The organism is Lederbergia panacisoli (assembly GCF_024626525.1).
In the GTDB taxonomy this organism is placed as follows: domain Bacteria; phylum Bacillota; class Bacilli; order Bacillales; family Bacillaceae_C; genus Lederbergia; species Lederbergia panacisoli.
The window spans coordinates 251,035-274,671 of sequence record NZ_JANJGU010000003.1; the positions used below are offsets into that span (position 1 = coordinate 251,035).

Here is a 23,637-nt window from a genome sequence, read left to right on the forward strand (position 1 = left end):
TTATTTTGCTGCTTATAAAAGTGATTCAAATCTTTCGAAGTACGATGCGAATTCCATCCTTAAAGAACTTGAATCTATTTTCACGGCAATCCTATTAAGAACTAATAGTCTTCTCGAAATAAAATATGTGTTCAAAATGTTTCAACTTTCTCTTTCTCTCAATTATCATCCTTTTAATCCTTGCTGAACATCTTTTAATTCTGTAAAATAATGTAGAAAAAGTTCATTTGCGTAAAAAATCCGCCGTTAAACGAAACGGAATTAGAAAAAGGAGCGAAATCATGGCCAAAGTATATGTATTCGACCATCCTCTTATTCAACACAAAATTACATATATACGTGACAAAAACACAGGTACAAAAGAATTCCGTGAGCTTGTAGATGAAGTTGCTACATTAATGATGTTTGAAATCACTAGAGATATGGCACTTCAGGAAGTAGAAGTAGAAACTCCAGTTGCTTTCGCAAAATCTAAAGTGTTGGCTGGGAAAAAACTAGGAATCGTTCCGATCCTTCGTGCTGGAATAGGAATGGTCGATGGAATTCTGAACTTGCTTCCTGCTGCAAAGGTAGGGCATATCGGATTATATCGTGACCCTGAAACACTAAAGCCAGTTGAATATTACGTAAAACTTCCTAGCGACGTTGAGGAACGTGATTTTATCTTAGTCGATCCGATGCTTGCAACAGGCGGTTCCGCCGTAGCGGCGATTGATTCGCTAAAAAAACGCGGCGCTAAAAGTATCAAATTCATGTGTCTCATCGCAGCTCCAGAAGGAGTAGAAGCGATGCAAAAAGCTCATCCGGATGTTGATATTTACATCGCAGGCTTGGACGAGAAACTTAACGAAAAAGGTTATATCGTTCCTGGTCTTGGTGATGCGGGCGACCGTTTATTTGGAACAAAATAAGTAAACAATTCGATGTCTTTTACAAGTTAAACCCAAAAATAAGAGACGGGATCATAGTCATTCCGTCTCTTTCAAATAGGTTCATTTCGGAAAAAGGTTGTCAAAAATAGTCGCAATTGGAAAAAATTTTTAAAATGATGATTTTGTGAACATTCTTGACATGCTTTATACGAAATTAATTGAAAACTCGTTGACTAATGTTTAGTGCTATTGTATGCTTACAAAGGGTATGACTACTATGGTTATTCCCTCTAATTATAACGATTCCAGGCATGCGTGCACACATGCTTATGGATTAAGTTAGTATTAGTTTAGATCATCGAACTTCCACGATGCTAAACCTCGAATTTTGGCGGATCCTCCAAGTTCGACATTTCTTTTCAAGGGGGATTAAAAAGAATGCCGGAACTCCAACAATTATTCTACAGACATTGCAAATACATATTATATCTTTTGTCGATTTATGTATTGGGATGGGGATTCACTGAATATAAATCAGTTTTCTTGGGGTTAATTCTTGGCACATCAGTAAGTCTTTTCAATCATTGGTACTTAGCAAGGAAAACGAATCGGCTTGGTGAAGCAGTCACATCCGGGAAAAGGGTTTATGGTATCGGAACACTTGCTAGAATGGCTATCGTTATTTTAGCCGTTTATATCGCAGGGAAGTTTCCTCAATATTTTCACCTTGTAAGCGTGATTATAGGTGTAATGACTGTATACGCAGTCGTTATAATAGATTTTTTTTATCAAAAAACAATGAAACCTAGAAATAAGTGAGGTGAACACGTTTGGGTCACGAAGCACCATTAGTAAAAATAGCAGGGCTTTGGTTTAATAAGTCCAATATGTTAATGATTACAGTTGCATGCATCATCGTCATTATTATAGCGGTCCTTTCTACTAGAAACCTAAAAGTAAAACCAACTGGCATGCAGAACTTTATGGAATGGATCATGGACTTTGTAAAAGGGATTATCAAAAGCAATATGGACTGGAAAAATGGTGGGAACTTCCATCTTCTTGGTATCACATTATTAATGTTCATTTTTGTTTCCAATATGCTAGGTTTGCCGTTCTTCTTTCTAGTTGGAGATGATCTTTGGTGGAAATCACCGACTGCCGATCCAGTCGTTACATTAACGCTTTCGGCAATGGTTATTGCTTTATCCCATTATTACGGTGTAAAAATGAAGGGTGCAAAAGAGTATGGTCGTGATTATTTTAGACCGGTAGGATTCATGTTCCCTTTTAAAATTATTGAGGAATTTGCCAACACCATCAGCTTAGGTCTTCGTTTATACGGGAATATCTACGCAGGTGAAGTTTTAATAAGCTTGCTTGCATCAATGGCAGCAACAGGAGCTATAGGATGGATTGGTGGATTTGTTCCACTTATGGTATGGCAAGGATTTAGTATTTTCGTAGGAGCACTACAAGCTTTTATTTTCACAATGTTAACAATGGTCTATATCTCACACAAAGTGAGTTCAGACCATTAATATAAACCTGTTCATAATAGGACAGACCCATATATATTTTATATAAAACAAGGAGGAATTTCTTAATGTATGCATTAGCAGCAGCAATCGCAATTGGTTTATCAGCTCTAGGAGCAGGTCTAGGTAACGGTATGATCGTTTCAAAAACAGTTGAAGGTATGGCACGTCAACCTGAAGCTCGTGGTATGCTTCAAACAACAATGTTCATCGGTGTAGGTATCGTTGAGGCGATTCCTATCATGGGTGCGGTTATTGCGTTCATGCTTCAAGGAAGAGTTTAATTCGTTTTACTCTTTTATAAAAAGTTAAAATGGCGAAGCTCTCTAGTTGGGAATCTTCGCCATTTATTTAGTCTAGAAATGTAAAATGCTGTCAAAGCTAGAATCAGTATCTTCAAACATCTATTCGGCGCGATGATTCCAGTTGCGCCTTCATTTTTGAAGGGAGTGAAGCGAACGTGCTTACCAATAGTCTCACACTTGGAGCTGCTACCGGAACATTTAACGGTGGGGATATCCTATTTACCGTTGCAGCTTTCGCGGTGTTGATGTTTATTTTGAAAAAATTAGCATGGGGCCCGTTAATGGGAATCATGATTCAACGTGAAGAGCATATAGCAAATGAAATCGAAGCAGCAGAAAAGAGCCGCAGCGAATCAAATAAATTGCTCGAAGAACAAAAAGAATTATTAAAAGAAGCCCGCTTAGAAGCACAAGCCATGATTGAAAACTCTAAGAAACATGGGGAGATTCAACGTGAAGACATCATCAAGACTGCCCGCGAGGAAGCAGAGCGCTTGAAAGAATCTGCACGTCTTGAAATCGAAACACAAAAAGAGCAAGCAGTTACGGCTTTACGTGAACAAGTTGCAACTTTATCTGTGTTAATTGCGTCTAAAGTTATTGAGAAAGAACTGAACGCGGAAGATCAACAAAAATTGATCAATGATTATATTCAAAGGGCAGGAGAATAGCGATGAGCCAAAACATTGTCGCAGAACGCTATGCTTTAGCTCTTTTCCAATTGGCTAAAGAACATAATCAAGTTCAAAAAATAGAAGAGGAACTGCGTGTTGTGAGGAAATCCGTTAGTGAAAACCCAGGCTTTATCACATTGCTCACCTCTCCAAACTTATCTCTTCATGAGAAAAAGAATATTTTACAAGGTGTTTTTTCGAATGTTTCTCCATTCGTCGCGCATACTTTACAGCTGCTTATCGACCGTCACCGTCAAAGTGACATCGTGGATGTAGCTAAAGGCTTTATCGATCTAGCCAATAAAGAAAACGGAGTGGCAGAAGCGACTGTATACTCAACACGTCCACTAACTGCAGCAGAAGCTGAAAGCATTTCCGCTTCATTTGCTCCAAAAGTTGGTAGACGTTCCTTGAACATCGAGAATATTGTAGATTCAAATCTTCTTGGTGGTTTAAAAATCCGAATTGAAAACCGCATTTACGACGGAAGCCTTCGTGGAAAACTTGACCGTCTTGAGCGTACATTGATCAGTTAACAAAAAGTTACTATCCGTAGATGTTAAAACGGAAAGACTTGATATGAGGGGTGAATTTCATGAGCATCAAAGCTGAAGAAATCAGTGCGCTGATAAAAAAGCAAATTGAAAACTATCAGTCTGATATGGAAGTAAGTGATGTTGGTACAGTTATCCAAGTTGGGGACGGAATTGCCCGCGCGTATGGACTGGACAATGTCATGTCAGGAGAACTTGTTGAATTCTCCAACGGTGTCATGGGTATGGCACAAAACCTTGAAGAAAGCAACGTTGGTATCATTATCCTTGGACCATATACTGAAATTCGTGAAGGAGACCAGGTACGCCGTACAGGACGTATTATGGAAGTTCCTGTTGGTGAAGAATTAATTGGCCGCGTCGTGAATTCACTTGGACAGCCAATTGATGGTCTTGGTCCTATTAATACATCAAAAACACGTCCAATCGAAAGTCAAGCACCTGGTGTCATGGATCGTAAATCAGTTCATGAGCCTTTACAAACAGGAATTAAAGCGATTGATGCACTTGTACCGATTGGCCGTGGTCAGCGTGAATTAATCATCGGTGACCGTCAAACAGGTAAAACGACAGTCGCTATTGATACAATTTTGAACCAAGCAGACCAAAACATGATTTGTGTATACGTCGCAATTGGTCAAAAAGAATCCACTGTCCGTGCAGCAGTTGAAACACTACGCAGATACGGTGCTCTTGACTACACAATCGTAGTAAGTGCATCTGCATCACAACCTGCACCATTATTATTCCTTGCACCATATACAGGAGTTACAATGGGTGAAGAATTCATGTACAACGGTAAACACGTACTTGTCGTTTATGATGATTTAACAAAACAAGCTGCTGCATACCGTGAGCTATCCTTGTTGCTTCGTCGTCCTCCAGGCCGTGAAGCTTATCCAGGGGATGTTTTCTACTTGCACTCCCGTTTACTGGAGCGTGCTGCGAAACTCAGTGACGCAAAAGGCGGCGGTTCCCTAACAGCACTTCCATTCGTTGAAACTCAAGCAGGAGATATCTCCGCTTACATTCCAACGAACGTTATTTCCATCACGGACGGACAAATCTTCTTGCAATCTGATTTGTTCTTCTCAGGTGTACGTCCAGCGATTAACGCCGGATTATCTGTATCCCGTGTTGGTGGATCAGCACAAATTAAAGCAATGAGAAAAGTTGCCGGTACATTGCGTCTTGACCTTGCATCATTCCGTGAACTTGAATCATTTGCTCAATTCGGTTCCGATCTTGATAAAGCGACACAAGCGAAACTTGCTCGTGGTGCGCGTACAGTTGAAGTGTTGAAGCAGGACTTGAACAAACCAATAAAAGCAGAGAAGCAAGTCATGATTTTATATGCATTGACACAAGGCTTCCTTGACGATATTGAGGTTCACGATATCCTTCGTTTTGAAGACGAGCTTTATTCTTGGCTCGACCATAACCGTGCAGAATTACTTGAAAAAATTCGTACAACAGGTGCTCTTCCAGCAGACGAAGAGATGGCCGATGCATTAAATACATTTAAAAGAACTTTCGCTAAGAGCGAGTAATTAAGAAAAGCGGAAGCGCCTGCTCATCGACGTATGGATTTCGGAATCCCTGACGAGATAAAGGAAACACGATGAGTCCAGCAGGACGAATCGATGTTGACTTATCGTAGGAAGGGAAGTAGAAATCCACTAGTCGATAGGCGCCGAAGCTAGACAAGGAAAGCGGAAGCGCCTGCTCATCGACGTATGGATTTCGGAATCCCTGACGAGATAAAGGAAACACGACGAGGAACGAGTCGATGTTGACTTATCGTAGGAAGGGAAGTAGAAATCCACTAGTCGATAGGCGCTGAAGCTAGACATGGAAAAATACAATAAACAGCAGAGCGGTCCTACCGCTTCTGCTCTACTTTGAAAAAAGGGTGGTGAGAATCAGTGGCATCCTTAAGGGAGATCCAATCTCGCATCAACTCGACGAAGAAAACAAGACAAATCACAAAAGCGATGCAAATGGTATCTGCAGCAAAACTGAGCCGTGCAGAAATGAATGCAAAAGCATTTGTTCCCTACATGGAAAAAATTCAGGAAGTTGCTGCAAGCATAGCTGTGGGCAGCAAGGATGTAAATCATCCAATGCTAGCCACCCGTCCGGTAAAACGAACTGGGTATATTGTTATTACAGCAGACCGTGGACTAAAAGGTGCATATAACAGCAGTGTATTGCGTGCCGTTTATAACAAAATTCGCGAACGTCATCAATCGGATGATGAGTACGCCATTATTGCAATAGGACGTATGGGACGCGACTTTTTCCTAAAAAGAAATATGAATGTTGTACTTGAAATCAACGGACTTCCAGATCAGCCATCTTTTATAGATATAATGGAAATCACGAGCAAAGCGGTTGGAATGTTCTCAGACGAAACGTATGATGAACTGTACATGTACTACAACCACTACGTCAGTGCCATTACTCAGGAAGTGACCGAGAAAAAAGTCTTGCCACTTACTGATATCGCACCAACAACAAAACTCATGTCCTATGAATATGAACCTTCTGCTGAAGCAATTCTCGAAGTCTTGCTTCCTCAATATGCGGAAAGTTTAATTTATGGAGCGCTCCTTGACGCCAAAGCAGCTGAGCATGCGGCAGGGATGACAGCGATGAAGAGTGCGACAGATAATGCAGGAGAACTTATTGACAGCTTAACACTCTCATTCAACCGTGCACGACAAGCGATGATTACTCAAGAAATCACGGAAATTGTAGGTGGAGTTGCAGCTTTAGAATAATTATTTTAATAAAAGTATGACCATAACCCAGCTAGGAGGGGAAATGATGAACAAAGGACAGGTTCTACAAGTAATGGGACCGGTAGTTGATGTGAAATTCGCCAACGGCCAGCTCCCTGAAATTTATAACTCGCTTAAAGTTACGTATGTAGCGCAAACAGCTTCAGAAGTTAACATCGACTTGACATTGGAAGTTGCTCTTCACCTTGGTGATGACACTGTCCGTACGATTGCGATGGCTTCTACAGATGGAGTCCAACGCGGAATGGACGTTCTTGATACAGGTGCACCAATTTCCGTTCCTGTCGGTGATGTTACACTAGGACGTGTATTTAACGTTTTAGGTGAAAATATCGACCTTGATGAAAAATTAGCAGATGATGTTCGCCGTGATTCTATTCACCGTCAAGCACCAAACTTTGAACAGCTTTCCACAGAAGTAGAAATATTAGAAACTGGTATTAAAGTTGTTGACTTGCTTGCACCATATATTAAAGGTGGTAAAATCGGCCTCTTCGGTGGTGCGGGTGTAGGTAAAACCGTTCTAATTCAAGAATTGATCAACAACATCGCTCAAGAGCACGGTGGTATTTCCGTATTCGCTGGTGTTGGTGAGCGTACACGTGAAGGTAACGACCTTTACTACGAGATGAAAGATTCAGGCGTTATTAGTAAAACAGCGATGGTATTCGGACAAATGAACGAGCCGCCAGGTGCACGTATGCGTGTTGCTCTGACTGGTCTTACAATGGCTGAATATTTCCGTGATGAACAAGGTCAAGACGTTCTTTTCTTTATCGATAACATTTTCCGCTTTACACAAGCAGGTTCTGAGGTATCAGCCCTTCTAGGACGTATGCCTTCAGCGGTTGGTTACCAGCCGACACTTGCTACTGAAATGGGTATGCTTCAAGAACGTATTACATCTACAAACGTTGGTTCCGTAACATCGATCCAAGCGATTTACGTTCCTGCGGATGACTATACGGACCCTGCTCCAGCTACAACATTTGCTCACTTGGATGCAACAACAAACCTTGAGCGTAAGCTTTCAGAAATGGGTATTTACCCTGCGGTTGACCCATTAGCCTCTACTTCGAGAGCACTTTCTCCAGAAATCGTTGGAGAAGAGCATTATGAAATTGCACGATCTGTACAGCAAACATTGCAACGTTACCGTGAGTTGCAAGATATTATTGCGATCCTTGGTATGGATGAACTTTCCGATGAAGATAAACTAGTTGTTGCACGTGCCCGTCGCGTTCAGTTCTTCTTATCGCAAAACTTCCACGTTGCAGAACAATTTACAGGCCAACAGGGTTCTTATGTTCCTGTAGCTGAAACGGTTAAAGGATTCAAAGAAATTCTTGAAGGAAAATACGACCATCTTCCAGAGGATGCGTTCCGTCTTGTTGGTCCAATTGAAGATGCAGTGAAAAAAGCTCAAGATATGGGCGTAGAAGTATAAACAGAGACCAGGAGGGTATGAAATGAAGACATTGCATGTAAGTATTGTCACTCCCGACGGTCCAGTCTTTGACTCCGAAGTAGAAATGGTGAGCACGAAAGCAGAATCGGGGGAACTAGGTGTCCTTCCGGGCCATATCCCAATGGTGGCGCCACTTCAAATTGGTGCGGTTCGCTTAAATAACGGCACAGAAACGGAATATGTTGCAGTCAGCGGTGGATTTCTAGAAGTCCGCCCAGAAAAAGTAACGATTCTTGCTCAAACCGCTGAAAGGTCAGAAGGCATCGATATTGCCCGCGCGGAAGAAGCAAAAAAACGCGCCGAGAACCGCCTGCAAGGAAGTCAAGATGACATCGATTTTAGACGAGCCGAACTGGCACTAAAAAGGGCCATGAACCGTATAGATGTTTATAAACATCATTAATAGAAAAGCGAAAGCGCCTGTTAAGCGACGTATGGATTTCGTATTCCACGACGAGATAAAGGAAACACGATGAGTCCGAAAGGACGAAACTGGCTTCCTTATCGTAGGAAGGGAAGTAGAAATCCACTAGTCGCTAGGCGCAGTAGCTGGACAAAGAAAAGCGAAAGCGCCTGTTAAGCGACGTACAAACTTCAGGTACTTCGACTGAGATAAAGGAAACACGGCGAGCCGTAAGGCGAGTCGATGTTGACTTATCGTAGGAAGAAGGGCAAGAAGTTTGCTAGTCGCTAGGCGCTGCAGCTGGACAAAGAAAAAAGCTAGACAATTAAAATCGAACACCTTCTGGTTAAAAAATCAGAAGGTGTTCATATGTATGATTCAGTCATGGGACAGAGGTGATTAAAGATGCTAGAAGATCTAGGTCAGCAGGCTTTGATCAATATAATCTCACATGTATTTTTTATAGGCATCGCGTTTTTCGCATTACAGGCATTAAACTTTGAAAAGCTCCTTAGAGCAAATAGGGTATTCCAAGCACGATTGCTTTATATATTGTTGACCATTGTAATTGGTTCAGTAGCAAGTAACTTTTTTTTAGACTATTTAAATTGGTCTAGACAACTCCAACTTCTATTTTAACTACTTAATATAAGGCACTTTTAGACAAAGGAATTTCCCCAAATTCTAATAATTACTTCAAGTAGAAACTCCAAATTTAATTTTTTTGAAAAAAACTAAGACATATGTAACGAATTTTTAATATAGAATGGGACCTTTTACCTGTTTTCATTGTGTCGACTTTTGTATATTATTTGAAGAGGTAAGGCGAAATTTGTCGACAGAAAAAAGTCTATAAACGTCTGTTGTTGACGTTATTCTTCAAGTATTACTTTCTCCGTAGTGGAAACAATGTTACTAAGGGGGAAGGATCAATGAATAGTAAAATTTTTTCCATTTTATCTCAAATTACAATAGCGTTTGGTTTCATATTTACCTTAATTGGGAATAACACCATAGCAGCACCGGTATCCACTGATATACAAAACTTGGCACAAACGATAGATAAACATCAAGGCAATATCATTGAATGGTCTTTATATGCAAGAGAATCCGTCTATCTTCCCACTGAGGAAGAAAGGTTGTCAAAAAAACATGAGCTAGAAAAACAGTTCCCTGATATGGAGTGGAAAGCTGGAACGGACTCCATTATTGGCAAGAGGGACCATGGAATATTTAGCGAAACGATACAGATTTTATCAACCGACAATAATAGACATTTGTCCTCGTACATAGTGTACGAAGCTAAGGGTGAAAATTGGGACTCAAAACATGTTAATTTCATAAACGATATAGCAGAAAAAACAGTTTTGAACCTTTTCAATGGAAATCCTATTTTATTCTCTTGTATAAAAGGCGAATTCAGTGAGGAACTGAATGAATTTGTTGATCATTCTTTGGATGGATTATTACAATCACTGCATGCATCAGAAGTTGAATCCGTTAAAGAACAGGAATTTTACTCCATGTCAGCATTTTCCTCTCTTTTTGCCCAAACCTTATCTTTTACAAACAAACAAATGAATATGCAAATTGGACTTAGGAAAAATGAAATGGGTCCGGGAACCACCGTTGTGGTCGGCACACCCATCTTAACGATTGAATATTAATATAAAGAATATATGGACGCGGAGGGGAATACTCTTGGAAAAAATCATCGTCCGCGGCGGAAAAAGGCTGAGCGGCACTGTTAAAGTTGAAGGAGCAAAAAATGCCGTATTGCCTGTGATCGCTGCATCATTATTAGCGAGTGAAGGAAAGAGCATCATACGAAATGTACCGATTCTCTCCGATGTATATACAATAGGGGAAGTGCTGCGCCATTTAAACGCCAGTGTTGATTTTGTGGATAAAACCATTATTGTAGATGCATCAGGGGATCTTAATATAGAAGCACCTTTTGAGTATGTGCGTAAAATGAGGGCTTCTGTACTCGTAATGGGCTCTTTGCTAGCTAGACAGGGCAGAGCGCGTGTTGCATTACCAGGAGGCTGTGCAATTGGATCTCGTCCCATTGATTATCATTTAAAAGGCTTCGAAGCAATGGGAGCGAAAGTAAAAGTAGAGAATGGCTTCATTGAAGCAACGGCCGATAAACTTAAGGGAGCAAAAATTTATTTAGACTTCCCAAGTGTCGGTGCAACCCAAAACATTATGATGGCAGCAGTTTTAGCAGAAGGTTCAACAGTAATTGAAAACTGTGCAAAGGAACCAGAAATCGTATGCCTCGCCAATTATTTAAATAGTATGGGTGCGATTGTTAGAGGAGCCGGAACAGGTACAATTCGTATTGAGGGAGTAGAGAAATTGTATGGCGCTGACCATACAATCATTCCAGACCGAATTGAAGCAGGCACATTTATGGTTGCAGCTGCCATTACCGGCGGCAACGTACTTGTCCAGGGGGCAATCCCTGAACATTTGTCGTCTGTTATTGCGAAGCTGGAAGAAATGAATGTAACTGTCATTGAAGAAGCAAATGGAGTTCGTGTCATCGGGCCAGATAAGTTAAAGGCTGTTGACATTAAAACGATGGTCCATCCAGGCTTTCCGACGGATATGCAATCACAAATGATGGCACTCCTCGTTTGTGCAGAAGGAACGAGCCTCATCACTGAAACTGTTTTTGAAAATCGCTATATGCATGTAGAGGAATTTCGCAGAATGAACACTGATATAAAAATTGAAGGCCGCTCTGTCATTATTAACGGACCGAGTCAACTTCAAGGTGCTGAAGTAGCCGCAACCGATTTACGCGCAGCGGCAGCATTGATTATTGCTGGCCTAAAAGCAGACGGATACACTCGCGTTACAGAACTAAAACACCTTGACCGCGGATATTTAGACTTCCACCTCAAACTCCAGTCTCTTGGAGCAGACATCGAACGCGTGAAAGATCTAACCGTGGAAACAGAAACTGTAGAAACTAATTCATAATGTTATTTATAAAAAATCCGCCTGTTTAGTGGCGGATTTTTTATTGTGGAAATAAAGAATAAGTTTTAGAAATTTAACTTTAGTAAATCGGGGGTTCGGACTAAAGACTAATTTTTACTTATGTTTCATTGTGAGTAAGTAATGGTAATGAAGTAATGGTGAAATCCTATTTTGCGGGTATCGGTTTTCGAGTTGGCATTGGTTTCGATCTGAAATTCTAGCTTTTCGTGATTACGAGCCGAATTGTCGTTGGATTCGATCTGAAATTCTTCTTTTTCAAAATTACGAATCGAAACAGTCCTAGATACTGACTAAAATTCAACTTTTTCCAAATTTTATCCCAAATCAGTTATAAAATCAGACGTAACTCAGTGATGATTTCATACCGAGAGAAGATTACCATTTAGACAGCGATAATGGACAACTATCTCGCCCTGAAAGCTAATTTGTCCAATAAGACAGCTATAATGGACAAAATCTCTTATCCCACCGAAAGTTTGTCCAATAGCCATTTAAATTGTACAATTTCTATTTAAACCTCCAAAAACCCCAGTAACTTCCTAACCCATTCTCAATCAATACCCTATAATGCAAACTACAACAATATCACACCAAACCGAGTCATAAATGCTTGTCCATTCCCATATATTTAGAATCAGGTGATGGGGTCATCGCCTTAATTTTGTATTGGGGGATTAGGCATGAAACAATTAAAACCAGCATTCGTCTTGGCAGCCATTTTACTAGCATTATCGTTCACTATTCCAGCTATCCTCGTTCTGCCTTTTACAAATGATAAGACGGAAGGGGCACTGGCTGAGCGGGAGGAGGTTCAGCCGAAGCAAAATATGAATGAGTCATCAACAGAGGTAGCTGTATTCCGATCTAATACGAAAAAAATAGAAAAGCTTCCGCTTGAGGAGTATGTCATCGGTGTAGTCGCTTCGGAAATGCCGGCGGATTTTGAAATGGAGGCTTTAAAGGCTCAAGCTCTAGCAGCGAGGACGTACATTGTAAGTCATTTAATGAATCCACCAGATAAAAACAGCATTCCAGAAGGAGCCAATATTAAAGATACGGTCGATCATCAAGTCTATAAAAATAAATCAGAGTTAAAAAAACAGTGGGGAAAAGATTATGATTGGAAATATAAAAAAGTTGCAGAAGCAGTAAAGGCTACTGCAGGACAAATTTTAACATATAATGAAAAACCAATTACGGCCTCTTTCTTCTCGACAAGCAATGGATACACAGAAAATGCTGAAGATTATTGGACAAATCAAATCCCATATTTAAAAAGTGTAGAGAGTCCTTGGGATAGTAAATCTCCTAAGTTTAATAGTCAGAAAGTCTTATCTATTTCCGATTTTGAAAATAAGTTAGGTGTTAAAATAGGAAGTGAAAAAGATATTGGAACGATAACAGGGAGAACGTCCGGAAAAAAAGTCGCCACCGTCAATATTAACGGCAAGGATTTTACCGGTAGAGAAGTGCGAGAAAAACTTGGTCTTAGATCAACGGATTTCACGTGGATACGAAAAGGAGACTCGATTATCATATCAACAAAAGGCTTTGGTCATGGGGTAGGCATGAGTCAATACGGTGCAAATGGTATGGCAAAAGAGGGAAAAAAATACGATGAAATTGTCACACACTATTATCAAGGTATCGCGATTTCCAATGCAGATCAAATAGATGATCGAAAGTTGGCATCAAAGTAACAATCATTGCTGAATCCTTATTTTACGGGGATTCAGCAATTTTTTTATATATTTTTCAATAAAAGTGTATATTATTTTGCATTTGTCGAAAAAATAAGTGGATAAAATTAATTTTCGAAGTATATTATTCTCGCTTTCTGTTCAGAATGGTGACAGAGGTGATGAAAATGAGAGAGGAAGAAAAGAATCGATCTTCTCAATGGAAAACTTTTTTCAAAAAGCGGTGGGTATTTCCAGCAGTGTACCTTGTAGCTGCAGCCTTGCTCATTTCTACGATTGTTTGGTATCAGGCAAGCAATAACCCTGTAAAAGATCCAGAGGTCGCAGAAAATGGCAAAGACATAACTGGCAAAAATAATGAGGAGCCGGTTATCGAAGTAAACCAGTCTTTTGAAAATGTCGTTATGCCAGTAAAAAATGATGATGAAGTCGTCATTAAAACGCAATTTTTCGATGCAAATGCATCAGCAGAAAAACAGGAAGAAGCACTCATTGTAGATGGTAATAAATATCGTCCAAATATGGGACTTGATATTGCCAACAAAGATGGAAAAGAGTTTGAAGTAGTAGCTGCTCTAAGCGGAAAAGTTGCTTCAGTTCGTCAAGATGCATTGCTCGGAAACGTCATTGAAGTGGAACATGAAAAAGGAGTCGTTACGATTTATCAGTCTGTCAAAGACATTAAAGTTAAAGCAGGCGATTCAGTTCAACAAGGTGACCTACTTGCCACTTCAGGTACAAGCCAATTAAATATGGCTGCAGAAAACCATGTTCATTTTGAAATCAGAAAAGACAACCAGGCACTGAACCCACAAACTTACTTTGGACAATCACTCACTGTATTATCAGAAGCAGAAGTGGATGATTCCAAAATCTCTGGACAAGTTGAATCCGGAGAGGGATCAGATAATGCGAAGAACACTGAAGATTCAGAGTCTGAAGATACTGGGTCTGATACTGAATCGGAACTGGAATAAGCAAATTTATTAAGGCGGGCTGCCTATACGGTCCGTCTTTTTTTGATGGGAAAAATAACGACATTTCTCGGGAAATAATTGCGTTAAAAATCGAAACCTCTGCTTCCCTTATGAACTTGTTATTTTACGCATATATTTGCCCTCATCACAATAAGTATATAATACAAACTGTACAAAAAAGAGAGTGTTTGAGGTGAGGAATCGTTGTAAAGAACCCACATTCAGTTATAGATATGTTTATATTCAGAAAAGAGAGATGGATTTCAAATAGAGATTTCACTAATAAGTCGCAAGCTTTGGAAGGCTGTAAACATTCACTAGCCAGCTTGAGCAGATGAAGTATATATATAAAAACTGACGAGTCTCATTTCACACTCCTCACATCCAATTCGAGGAGGGCGAGCGGTGTGCACGATTACATCAAAGAGAGAACAATCAAGATTGGAAGGTATATCGTGGAGACAAGAAAAACGGTTCGCGTAATTGCGAAGGAGTTTGGAGTATCCAAAAGTACTGTCCATAAAGATTTAACGGAGCGTTTACCGGAAATCAATCCAGATTTAGCAAATGAAGTAAAATTAATTTTGGATTATCATAAATCTATTAGACATTTACGAGGTGGAGAAGCGACAAAGCAAAAGTATAAAAAAGAAGAGATGAAGAGTGGTTTATAAAGGCAATTTTTCCAAAAGGTTGTTGATATTTGATGGAAATCCTAAATAAAATGGGAAAAGAGCTTCCATATTATGTATAAGCTTTTATAAAATCTCTTAGAAAATAGTCTTAATGAAGTAGAGGGAGCGAATTGCTTCCTTTTTATTTTGTCGATTTTTATGTCGAAAAAACCATTATTTCTTACCTATTTACAATTTGAATATGGTAAAATAAACAATTAGGGAAATAAAAAGAAAATGCTTTATTTCTGATCTTTTTTTGCTTTTTTTAAACAAAATAGCTATCATCCAATGAGAAAATCAAATACATAAAATGATAGATAAAAATGTCGAAAGTAGGGATATTGTATGTTTGCGAAAGATATTGGGATTGACTTGGGGACTGCAAATGTTTTGATTCACGTGAAAGGGCAAGGGATCGTTTTAAACGAACCATCGGTTGTAGCCATTGACCGCAATACAAATAAGGTACTCGCGGTTGGTGAGGAAGCGAGAAGAATGGTCGGAAGGACACCAGGAAACATTGTAGCGATTCGTCCTTTACGTGATGGGGTCATTGCTGACTTTGATGTGACGGAAGCAATGCTTAAACATTTCATCAACAAGCTGAATGTAAAAGGCTTTTTATCGAAGCCCCGCATTTTGATCTGCTGCCCAACTAACATCACAAGTGTCGAACAAAAAGCAATTAGAGAAGCAGCTGAAAAAAGCGGCGGAAAGAAAATTTACTTAGAAGAAGAACCAAAAGTAGCTGCCATTGGTGCCGGAATGGATATTTTCCAACCGAGTGGAAATATGGTTGTTGATATCGGCGGAGGTACAACAGATGTAGCTGTTTTATCAATGGGCGATATTGTAACATCCGCTTCCATTAAAATGGCTGGAGATAATTTTGACAACGAAATTTTGAATTACGTAAAAAGAGAGTACAAGCTCTTAATTGGAGAAAGAACATCTGAGAGCATTAAAATAAACATCGGTACGGTTTTCCCTAATGGTCGTTATGAGGAAATGGAAATTCGCGGACGTGACATGGTTTCAGGTCTTCCACGTACCATCTCTGTTAATTCCAAGGAAATTGAAGAGGCACTTCGTGAATCTGTCGATGTCATTGTTCAGGCTGCTAAAAATGTATTAGAAAAAACGCCACCTGAATTATCAGCAGATATTATTGACCGCGGTGTAATTTTAACCGGTGGAGGGGCACTTCTTCATGGTATTGACCAACTTCTTGCAGAGGAGTTGAAAGTTCCAGTTCTCATTGCTGAACATCCAATGGACGCTGTCGCAACTGGAACAGGAATCATGCTTGAAAATATGGACAAAATTTTGCGTCGTACTTTTGTGTAAGTTCTTCAAGATTAATGGACTGAGGTGATTCGATGTTACGTGGGTTTTATACAGCAGCGTCCGGCATGTATGCACAGCAACGGAAGACAGAATTGTTGACGAATAATATGGCGAATATCAATACACCTGGTTTTAAAGAAGATACTTCTGCAATCCGGGCATTTCCAGAGATGCTTCTGCAACGGATAGAGGCAGGGAATCCTACACCTAGGACAATTGGGCCGATCAACACGGGTGTATACATGCAAGAGACCTTACCACGCTTCATACAAGGGGATCTTCGGCAAACAGATATAGGGACGGATTTGGCGCTTACGGATTTAGAAGGCATACCTGTTTTTTTTACAGTGGAAGAAAATGGTCAAACTAAATATACGAGGAACGGAAGATTTACTTTGGATGCGGAAGGCTTGCTTACGACAGCAGAAGGCTTTCCAGTCCTTGATGTAAATGGCAATCAGATCCGATTGAATAGCGATCGATTTAAAGTTGCGAGCAATGGAATGATTGAAGAAGATGGAGTCGAGGTTGCCCGTCTTGGCATTGCGGCGGCTGAAAATCCTGAAGCTCTGATTAAAGAAGGCAATGGCCTTTTTCGTACTGAAAATAATGCCCTGCTTCCCAATGCTGAAGGAAATACGGCCTTCTCAATTTCACAAGGCTTTATAGAAGCGTCTACCGTCGACCCAACTCGGGCAATGGCTGAAATGCTTTCGGCTTATAGAGCATTTGAAGCAAATCAGAAAATTGTACAGGCTTATGATAGAAGCATGGAAAAAGCAGTGAATGAGATTGGAAGAGTGAATGGGTAAGCCTTTTAAAAGGAGACTGAGTCATGAATAGGTCGATGACAACGGCAACCAATACAATGAGTCAATTGCAAAAACAATTTGATATTATAAGCAATAATATCGCAAATTCAGGGACAAATGGCTTTAAAAAAAGAGACGTATCCTTTGCAGATATGATTTTTCAAGAGATCAATAATCAGCCTTCGAGGGAAAGCGAAATTGGCCGGTTATCTCCACATGGAATTCGCCAAGGGGTAGGGGCAAAATTAGCAAAATCAGCTATGGTTTTGACTCAAGGTTCCATTCAAAACACGGGCAGATCCCTAGATTTTGCATTTACCTCTGAAAATCAGTTTCTAAAGGTGCGAGTTCAAGATGACGGTGGAACTCATGTCAGATTCACGCGTAATGGTGCACTATACGTAACTCCCTCGGGAAATAATGAACTAATGCTCGTTACACAAGATGGCCATGCTGTCCTTGATCAACGTAATAATCCGATTACTTTTTCCGACAAATCGACCGATTTTACAATCACGAATCACGGTGAGTTCCGTGCAAATGGTGAAACGGTAGCTAACCTTGGCGTCATTGCTTTGAACAAGCCGCAGTACATGGAACAAAAAGGCGATTCTCTTATTGGAATGCCGGAAAATGCCGGGGTAAATCCTGCGTCGGTTTACACGGACTTAAATTCTACTGCAATCGCGATCCAGCATCAGGCTCTTGAAGCGTCCAATGTGGATTTAAGTAAAGAGCTAACTGATATGATGAATGTACAGCGTGCATTGCAATTTCAGTCGCGAGCGATTACAGTATCAGACCAAATGATGGGGCTTGTGAACGGAATTCGATAAAAACCGCAACAGAATCGATATAATATGTTATGATAAGGTAACATTTATTCATACTTTCAATTAAGAAAAGTGGAAGTGCTGGAGCTAGGCAAGGGTTCATTCTTTCCATTTTCAAAAGGCGGAAAAGGCTGCGCCAGTTGGAGAAAAGGAGTTTATCATATGGCTAAAGATATCAGCCAAGCAGATGTACAATCAAGAGAAGACATAAAAAAGCAAAAACGTGAGCAAAAAGCTGAGCGAAAAGCAGCGAAAAAGAACGAGATCCCAAGGCATATTCGAATTCGTTTAATTCCGATATGGTTGCGGATTTTCCTAGTGATTGCCATGGTGGCAGGCAGCCTTATCGGTGGTCTGATGGTAGGTTACGGGGTCCTAGGCGATGGAAATCCGAAAGATGTTTTGAAAAAAGAAACATGGACTCACATTATGGATCTTGTTGTGGAAAAAAAGTAAGATATGAAGATGTACATGCGGGTTCATCGGCAATGCTGGTGGCCCTTTATTATACATAAAAGGAGGACTTGCCATGCTTGATATCCAACAAATAAAAGAAATCATCCCTCATCGCTACCCATTTCTATTAGTCGATAAAATCATTGAGATTGAAGAGGGACAGAAAGTGGTCGGAATCAAAAATGTTTCCGCCAATGAAGAATTTTTCAACGGACATTTCCCTGATTATCCAGTCATGCCAGGAGTATTGATCGTTGAAGCATTAGCCCAAGTCGGTGCAGTCGCTATGTTGAAAAAGGAAGAAAATCGAGGGAAAATCGGTTTTCTCGCAGGACTTGATAACTGCCGCTTCAAACGCCAAGTAAGACCCGGGGACCAGCTCCGCCTCGAAGTCGAAATCATCCGCGTGAAAGGCCCAATCGGAAAAGGCAAAGGAATCGCAACCGTAGACGGCGAAGTAGCCTGCGAAGCAGAAATTACATTTGCTTTGAAATAATTGTGTGAATTAAGTCCCGTTCCAAACTTTGGAACGGGATTTTACTATGGGTCCTATTTTAACACCAAAGTTTTGTGGAGTTTAGAACAGACAGGCTCGCTTTGAATGATTCAAACGGACAAGCACGATGCTCATACCGTGAAGAGGGGCACTAAGAATGATTCAATCGGCCAAGTACGCCGTCTATTTAGTATGACCGGGTACTAAGAATGATTCAATCAACAATCACGCCGCTTATTTCGTATGACCGGGCACTAAGAATGATTCAATCGGACAAGTACCACGCTTCCTTCGTGAAAACGGGCACTAAGAGCGATTCAATCGGACAAGTACCACGCTTCCTCCGTGAGAACGGGCACTAAGAATGATTCAATCGGACAAACACGCCGTCTATTCCGTATGACCGGGCACTAAGAATGATTCAATCGGCCAAACACGCCGCTTATTTCGTATGACCGGGCACTAAGAATGATTCAATCGGACAAGTACCACGCTTCCTTCGTGAAAACGGGCACTAAGAGCGATTCAATCGGACAAGTACCACGCTTCCTCCGTGAGAACGGGCACTAAGAATGATTCAATCGGACAAGTACCACGCTTCCTTCGTGAAAACGGGCACTAAGGGCAATTCAATCAGACAAACACGCCGCTTATTTCGTATGACCGGGCACTAAGGGCGATTCAATCGGCCAAACACGCCGCTTATTTCGTATGACCGGGCACTAAGAGCGATTCAATCGGACAAGTACCACGCTTCCTCCGTAAGAACGGACACTAAGAACGATTCAGTCGCCAAGTACCATGCTTCCTCCATGAAAACGGGCACTAAGAACAATTCAATCGGACCAGCGCGCCGCTTATTCCAACCGAACATGTACATTACGATCGCTCCCAACCATGCCATTCTCATGAATTTTCCACGCTCAAGGTCACGATGACGGCCCCAACATGCCCACCTCATCATTTTCCCCACAATAAGAGCACTTTTAATTAGATGCAATAGCTTAAGACTCCTTCGCATTCCTTTCCCGAAGCTCCGCCTTAACCAACTCATACGCTTCAAAACTAAACTTTTTATACGGTGTATCTGGTAGGGGCGCAATGATTTTGACCGCATGCTCGGCCAGTTTAAGTGCTTCGTCAAGATTTCCTAATTTCATATGACAAAGGGCTTTGTATGCATCTTTCGCATATAAAATAGATAAGTCAAAGGGGTGATGCACATAGGATGGTATTTGAATTTTATTTAGCCAATGAAGCCCTTCTTCGTATTGTCCAAGTCCACATAAAGCTTTCCCTTTTTCTAGAAAAAAGTATTCCGAGTAGGATTCGGTCAAGTTGGATTTTAAATTTTCATTAATAATTTCAAGGGCAGCTTTATAATCATGATTCACGGAAATAAGATATTCAATATTTAATAAATCACAAAACAATAAGGCATACGGATCGTCAGCGAATTCACCGTACTGTTTTAATTTGCCTAAGTAATAGACTCTTTTTTCCTCATCATGGAACATTAAGGCATATCCGGCAGCAACTCTATATAAATCGTCTATACGATAGAAGATACGGTGTTTTTTAGAAAAATCAATCGCCATTTCCATTATGCGGGTTGCAGCAACGGAATCCCCCACAGCATATTGCAAGATTGCTTCATGAAAATCCAAATCAACTTGTGTCATCGGATCAATGTAGGCATATTTTGATTTAATCTCCTCCCGTTCACGAAGGAGAATTTCTAATGATGCGGCATACTCATGCTTTGAAAACTTTACCATCGCACGAAACAGCCCAATTTCCGCACGCCTTGCTGCAATGTTCATCTGATCGTATAATTTTGCAGCCTTATCTGACGTTTGCTGCCACCCATCCATCCCTTCATGATAAAGACAACGGCTTATGATTTCTAATAAACGCGCCGATTCATATCCTTGGTTAAGCTTATCTAGGATTGGTTCAACAATCGAAATAATTTTTTTATATTCATCTTGTTTTTGCTCAAATTCAATATTATATAAAGTTTCTACTTCCTCAAGTACTTCACTAAAATGATAAGAGGGGATCGCCCCCAATAATACGGCTGTATCAACGTCGAGACGCTCTGCAATATACGTTAAGCTTTCAATCGAAGGTCTTGCTTTATTATTTTCAATCAAACTAAGCATACCCTTCGTAATCTCGGTGCCAGCTAGGCCCTCAAGCGTCATTTTTTTCTGTTTTCGTAATTCTTTTATTCGTTCACCTAATGTTTCGATTGAAAACACCTCTTTAGAAATTGTAGTTTAATTATATTAAACTTTTTCTTGCAATGGAAGTAAATAGGTGTTATATTTTGTTTAATGAAATTAAACTTTACAAATGAACGGAGTGTTTCCATGGAAGAGGCGTTAAAGCTAAGAAAGGCGACATATCACCTTTGGACGTTTACGACAAGTAAGCTTATTTCAACTTTTGGATCTAATGTGTATGCCTTTGCTATTAGCTTTTATATTTTACAGACAACGGGATCTGCTACAAACTTTGCGACAAATCTCATATGTAACATTTTACCAAGGACTCTTGTAGGACCATTTGTCGGGTATCTTGCCGATAATTATTCGCGAAAAGCCATTGTGATCTTGTCACAAATTGCCACAACCTTAGCAATATGCGGGCTATTATTCGTCACCTATACACAAGGTCTTTCACTTATGGCAATCTATGTGACAACGAGTGTTTTATCAGTGACGTCGGCCTGTTCCGGAATCACATTTACTTCATCGATCACTGGACTCGTCGATGAAGAAAGAATACAAAAAGCAATGTCATTGAACCAAATGTCAATTTCATTTGCGGCAATCGGAAGCCCCGCGGTTGGCGGATTATTATATGGAGCCGTTTCGATGCCTGTATTTTTAATTATGTTCATCATCGCTTCCATTATTGCCGTCTTTCTAGAATCAACAATGAACTTTAAATTGTTTGCGAAGCGAAAGGAAAAAGAAGCTGGCGAAGTAAAAGAACCAATGTGGCAAAGCATGAAGGCAGGGTTTGTTTATTTAAAAACAAAGCCAGTCATCATGGCAATCATATGGATCGCATTAATGGTGAATTTCTGCTTTGGGGCTTTCGAAGTAGGATACTCATACGTATTGATTGAAAAATTGAAAATGGCTTCCCAGCACTTTGGCTTCACCGAGGGCGCCTTCGCATTGGGAATGCTATTAATGTCCATCTATTTTTCCGTTCGAAAAGAAGTTAAATATCCACTACTTGTTTCAAAAAGAGGAATCTTTGCATTGGCCTTTTTTATGGGTGCGACCGGATTTCCACTCATAGTGCCAATGTCGTACAATCTTAATATCGTTTACTACCTTGTTTTAATGTTTGGTTTTGGCTCAATGATCATTCTCGTAAATACACCGATTCAAGTAATGATGCAAAAACAAATTGACGATGATTACAAAGGAAGAATTTTCTCCATATTAGAAACGATGGCGATGGCTTTGATGCCGCTTGGAATGGTACTGTATGGCTTTCTTTATGACATTTTTCCGGCGCAGTGGATTTTGCTTGCATCAACAACCTTGCTAGTAGGAGTTGTAATTGTGCTAGCTAGACCATCCATCATCCGAAAAGCACATCCAGAGCTTAATAATAAAAAAGGAGTAAAGGTTGGTACAAAAACAGTTTCACAATAAAGGTTTGTATGAAGGAAAAGCGGATATAGTAATGGTACTGGGACAATTCATCCAGTACCATTTTTTAATTTTTTTTATGCACATTTTTGGTGAATTTGGGAAAGCTAATGTCAGACCATGCGCAGGGTCAATTTTGTCGGCAAATATTGATGGCCAAAATCTGAAAGGAGCTTACCAACATGAAAAAAGCAGTTAAGTTTATTGGAGGAATTGCACTAGCCTCGATGCTACTGGTCGGATGTGCAAATAATGACCAAGAGCCGCCTCCTCCAAATACGAATAATGATGTCAACGATCAGAATGATTTAAACGATAACAATGGTGTGAATGACAACGGCGTGAACGATAATGGAGTCAATGATAATAACGACTTAAACAATGACAATGGCCTTGATAATGATTTAAACGACAATAATGGCGTAGATAATAATAATGATCTAAACAACAACGATAACGATATGAACAACAAATAAGCAGGGATGAACCCCTGCTTTTTACTTTTTCTTCATTCTCTTTCTAAACTCTTCCAAAAGTTGATCTCCGCTTAATCCTTCTTTTATTAAATCGTCCAGCAATATTTCGGGATATTCATTACGCCTTTTGCTTAGACGACCTTGGAATAAAACGCTTATATGATCATCAAGTACTTGAATCGTATGTACTTTTACGGTAAAAGGAGCAGGATCATTTGCCGCATGGGTAATGATAACCCTAATTTCAAATGACTCCTCATTATCAAATCTTTTTTGAAAATGCCCTATATACTGCTTTTCAATATAAGCTTCAATAATCCAAACTCCGTCTTCATTTTCCTTATTAATAATTAACCCATCTTTAAGCGGAATATTTGTCGCTCTTTTCTCTTCATAAATATGCAGAGCAACAATTTTAAACGTTTTCAATTTAGCTCGCCCCCACACCGTTCCTTTTACAAAAATTATACCATCTTTCCAATTGAATTAAAAAAATGCAGAAACATGTTAAAAAACAAAAATGAGCCTAGGATTTTGTTGAAAATGGCACTTT

Annotated in this window: 26 protein-coding genes; 23 read left to right on the plus strand and 3 right to left on the minus strand. The window is 40.1% G+C overall.

The genetic code is table 11. The features are described from left to right. The first annotated feature begins 281 nt into the window (after positions 1 to 281). The 21 genes from upp to fabZ all read left to right on the plus strand — a co-directional run bounded on the left by upp (position 282) and on the right by fabZ (position 18,931). Positions 282 to 911 carry a uracil phosphoribosyltransferase gene (gene upp, locus NQ185_RS06855; protein WP_257580860.1) on the plus strand — a complete coding sequence of 210 codons (630 nt, stop codon included), beginning with the start codon at positions 282 to 284 and terminating at the stop codon, positions 909 to 911. Between the two features lie 399 nt (positions 912 to 1,310). Continuing rightward, positions 1,311 to 1,691, plus strand: a complete 381-nt coding sequence (locus NQ185_RS06860) for an ATP synthase subunit I (RefSeq protein ID WP_257580862.1) — start codon at positions 1,311 to 1,313, stop codon at positions 1,689 to 1,691. A gap of 11 nt (positions 1,692 to 1,702) precedes the next feature. Then, complete coding sequence (gene atpB / locus NQ185_RS06865; RefSeq protein ID WP_257580863.1) at positions 1,703 to 2,413, plus strand: F0F1 ATP synthase subunit A; 711 nt, start codon at positions 1,703 to 1,705, stop codon at positions 2,411 to 2,413. A gap of 65 nt (positions 2,414 to 2,478) precedes the next feature. Next, positions 2,479 to 2,694 (plus strand): F0F1 ATP synthase subunit C, encoded by a 216-nt coding sequence (gene atpE, locus NQ185_RS06870; RefSeq protein ID WP_213098439.1) that lies wholly within the window; start codon positions 2,479 to 2,481, stop codon positions 2,692 to 2,694. A 176-nt stretch (positions 2,695 to 2,870) separates the two neighbouring features. Then, entirely contained in the window at positions 2,871 to 3,386 is a 516-nt protein-coding gene (atpF, locus tag NQ185_RS06875; RefSeq protein WP_257580866.1) for a F0F1 ATP synthase subunit B, read from the plus strand. 2 nt (positions 3,387 to 3,388) lie between these two features. Beyond that, entirely contained in the window at positions 3,389 to 3,925 is a 537-nt protein-coding gene (locus tag NQ185_RS06880; protein WP_257580867.1) for a F0F1 ATP synthase subunit delta, read from the plus strand. Between the two features lie 59 nt (positions 3,926 to 3,984). After that, the gene (gene atpA / locus NQ185_RS06885; protein ID WP_257580868.1) at positions 3,985 to 5,493 is read left to right on the plus strand and encodes a F0F1 ATP synthase subunit alpha; all 1,509 of its coding nucleotides are present in this window, start codon (positions 3,985 to 3,987) and stop codon (positions 5,491 to 5,493) included. A 375-nt stretch (positions 5,494 to 5,868) separates the two neighbouring features. After that, entirely contained in the window at positions 5,869 to 6,726 is an 858-nt protein-coding gene (locus NQ185_RS06890; RefSeq protein ID WP_257580870.1) for a F0F1 ATP synthase subunit gamma, read from the plus strand. A gap of 46 nt (positions 6,727 to 6,772) precedes the next feature. After that, positions 6,773 to 8,194: a F0F1 ATP synthase subunit beta gene (gene atpD, locus NQ185_RS06895; RefSeq protein WP_257580873.1), complete on the plus strand. Its 1,422-nt coding sequence runs from the start codon at positions 6,773 to 6,775 to the stop codon at positions 8,192 to 8,194. A gap of 22 nt (positions 8,195 to 8,216) precedes the next feature. Next, positions 8,217 to 8,618: a F0F1 ATP synthase subunit epsilon gene (locus tag NQ185_RS06900; RefSeq protein WP_257580875.1), complete on the plus strand. Its 402-nt coding sequence runs from the start codon at positions 8,217 to 8,219 to the stop codon at positions 8,616 to 8,618. A gap of 405 nt (positions 8,619 to 9,023) precedes the next feature. Beyond that, a complete protein-coding gene (locus NQ185_RS06905; RefSeq protein WP_257580877.1) occupies positions 9,024 to 9,257 on the plus strand; it encodes a DUF1146 family protein in 234 nt (77 codons plus the stop codon). Between the two features lie 293 nt (positions 9,258 to 9,550). After that, the gene (locus NQ185_RS06910; protein WP_257580879.1) at positions 9,551 to 10,285 is read left to right on the plus strand and encodes a YwmB family TATA-box binding protein; all 735 of its coding nucleotides are present in this window, start codon (positions 9,551 to 9,553) and stop codon (positions 10,283 to 10,285) included. A 34-nt stretch (positions 10,286 to 10,319) separates the two neighbouring features. After that, positions 10,320 to 11,612 carry a UDP-N-acetylglucosamine 1-carboxyvinyltransferase gene (murA, locus tag NQ185_RS06915; protein WP_257580880.1) on the plus strand — a complete coding sequence of 431 codons (1,293 nt, stop codon included), beginning with the start codon at positions 10,320 to 10,322 and terminating at the stop codon, positions 11,610 to 11,612. A 701-nt stretch (positions 11,613 to 12,313) separates the two neighbouring features. Continuing rightward, entirely contained in the window at positions 12,314 to 13,333 is a 1,020-nt protein-coding gene (spoIID, locus tag NQ185_RS06920; protein ID WP_257580881.1) for a stage II sporulation protein D, read from the plus strand. A 167-nt stretch (positions 13,334 to 13,500) separates the two neighbouring features. After that, positions 13,501 to 14,310, plus strand: a complete 810-nt coding sequence (gene spoIIQ / locus NQ185_RS06925) for a stage II sporulation protein SpoIIQ (protein WP_257580883.1) — start codon at positions 13,501 to 13,503, stop codon at positions 14,308 to 14,310. A 407-nt stretch (positions 14,311 to 14,717) separates the two neighbouring features. After that, positions 14,718 to 14,984: a sporulation transcriptional regulator SpoIIID gene (gene spoIIID / locus NQ185_RS06930; RefSeq protein ID WP_257580884.1), complete on the plus strand. Its 267-nt coding sequence runs from the start codon at positions 14,718 to 14,720 to the stop codon at positions 14,982 to 14,984. A gap of 348 nt (positions 14,985 to 15,332) precedes the next feature. Continuing rightward, on the plus strand, positions 15,333 to 16,334 hold the full coding sequence (locus NQ185_RS06935) for a rod shape-determining protein (RefSeq protein ID WP_257580886.1): 1,002 nt from the start codon (positions 15,333 to 15,335) through the stop codon (positions 16,332 to 16,334). A gap of 32 nt (positions 16,335 to 16,366) precedes the next feature. Beyond that, positions 16,367 to 17,146 (plus strand): flagellar hook-basal body protein, encoded by a 780-nt coding sequence (locus NQ185_RS06940; protein WP_257580888.1) that lies wholly within the window; start codon positions 16,367 to 16,369, stop codon positions 17,144 to 17,146. Positions 17,147 to 17,169: 23 nt separating this feature from the next. Next, entirely contained in the window at positions 17,170 to 17,982 is an 813-nt protein-coding gene (locus NQ185_RS06945; protein ID WP_257580890.1) for a flagellar hook-basal body protein, read from the plus strand. Between the two features lie 159 nt (positions 17,983 to 18,141). Further along, the gene (locus NQ185_RS06950) at positions 18,142 to 18,435 is read left to right on the plus strand and encodes a DNA-directed RNA polymerase subunit beta (protein ID WP_257580892.1); all 294 of its coding nucleotides are present in this window, start codon (positions 18,142 to 18,144) and stop codon (positions 18,433 to 18,435) included. Between the two features lie 73 nt (positions 18,436 to 18,508). After that, positions 18,509 to 18,931, plus strand: coding sequence for a 3-hydroxyacyl-ACP dehydratase FabZ (gene fabZ / locus NQ185_RS06955; RefSeq protein ID WP_257580894.1), 423 nt, complete (start codon positions 18,509 to 18,511; stop codon positions 18,929 to 18,931). Positions 18,932 to 19,664: 733 nt separating this feature from the next. Here fabZ and NQ185_RS06960 read toward each other — a convergent pair. Together NQ185_RS06960 and NQ185_RS06965 are read right to left on the minus strand one after the other, a co-directional pair. Beyond that, on the minus strand, positions 19,665 to 19,931 hold the full coding sequence (locus NQ185_RS06960; protein WP_257580896.1) for a hypothetical protein: 267 nt from the start codon (positions 19,929 to 19,931) through the stop codon (positions 19,665 to 19,667). Between the two features lie 4 nt (positions 19,932 to 19,935). After that, complete coding sequence (locus NQ185_RS06965) at positions 19,936 to 21,195, minus strand: helix-turn-helix domain-containing protein (protein ID WP_257580898.1); 1,260 nt, start codon at positions 21,193 to 21,195, stop codon at positions 19,936 to 19,938. A 75-nt stretch (positions 21,196 to 21,270) separates the two neighbouring features. Here NQ185_RS06965 and NQ185_RS06970 point away from each other — a divergent pair, with 75 nt between their 5' ends. Both NQ185_RS06970 and NQ185_RS06975 read left to right on the plus strand, forming a co-directional pair. Next, on the plus strand, positions 21,271 to 22,611 hold the full coding sequence (locus NQ185_RS06970; protein ID WP_257580899.1) for an MFS transporter: 1,341 nt from the start codon (positions 21,271 to 21,273) through the stop codon (positions 22,609 to 22,611). Between the two features lie 179 nt (positions 22,612 to 22,790). Then, complete coding sequence (locus NQ185_RS06975; protein WP_257580901.1) at positions 22,791 to 23,084, plus strand: hypothetical protein; 294 nt, start codon at positions 22,791 to 22,793, stop codon at positions 23,082 to 23,084. Positions 23,085 to 23,105: 21 nt separating this feature from the next. Here the strand turns inward: NQ185_RS06975 and NQ185_RS06980 are convergent, their stop codons facing one another. After that, entirely contained in the window at positions 23,106 to 23,513 is a 408-nt protein-coding gene (locus NQ185_RS06980; RefSeq protein WP_257580902.1) for a YwpF-like family protein, read from the minus strand. Between the last annotated feature and the right edge of the window lie 124 nt (positions 23,514 to 23,637).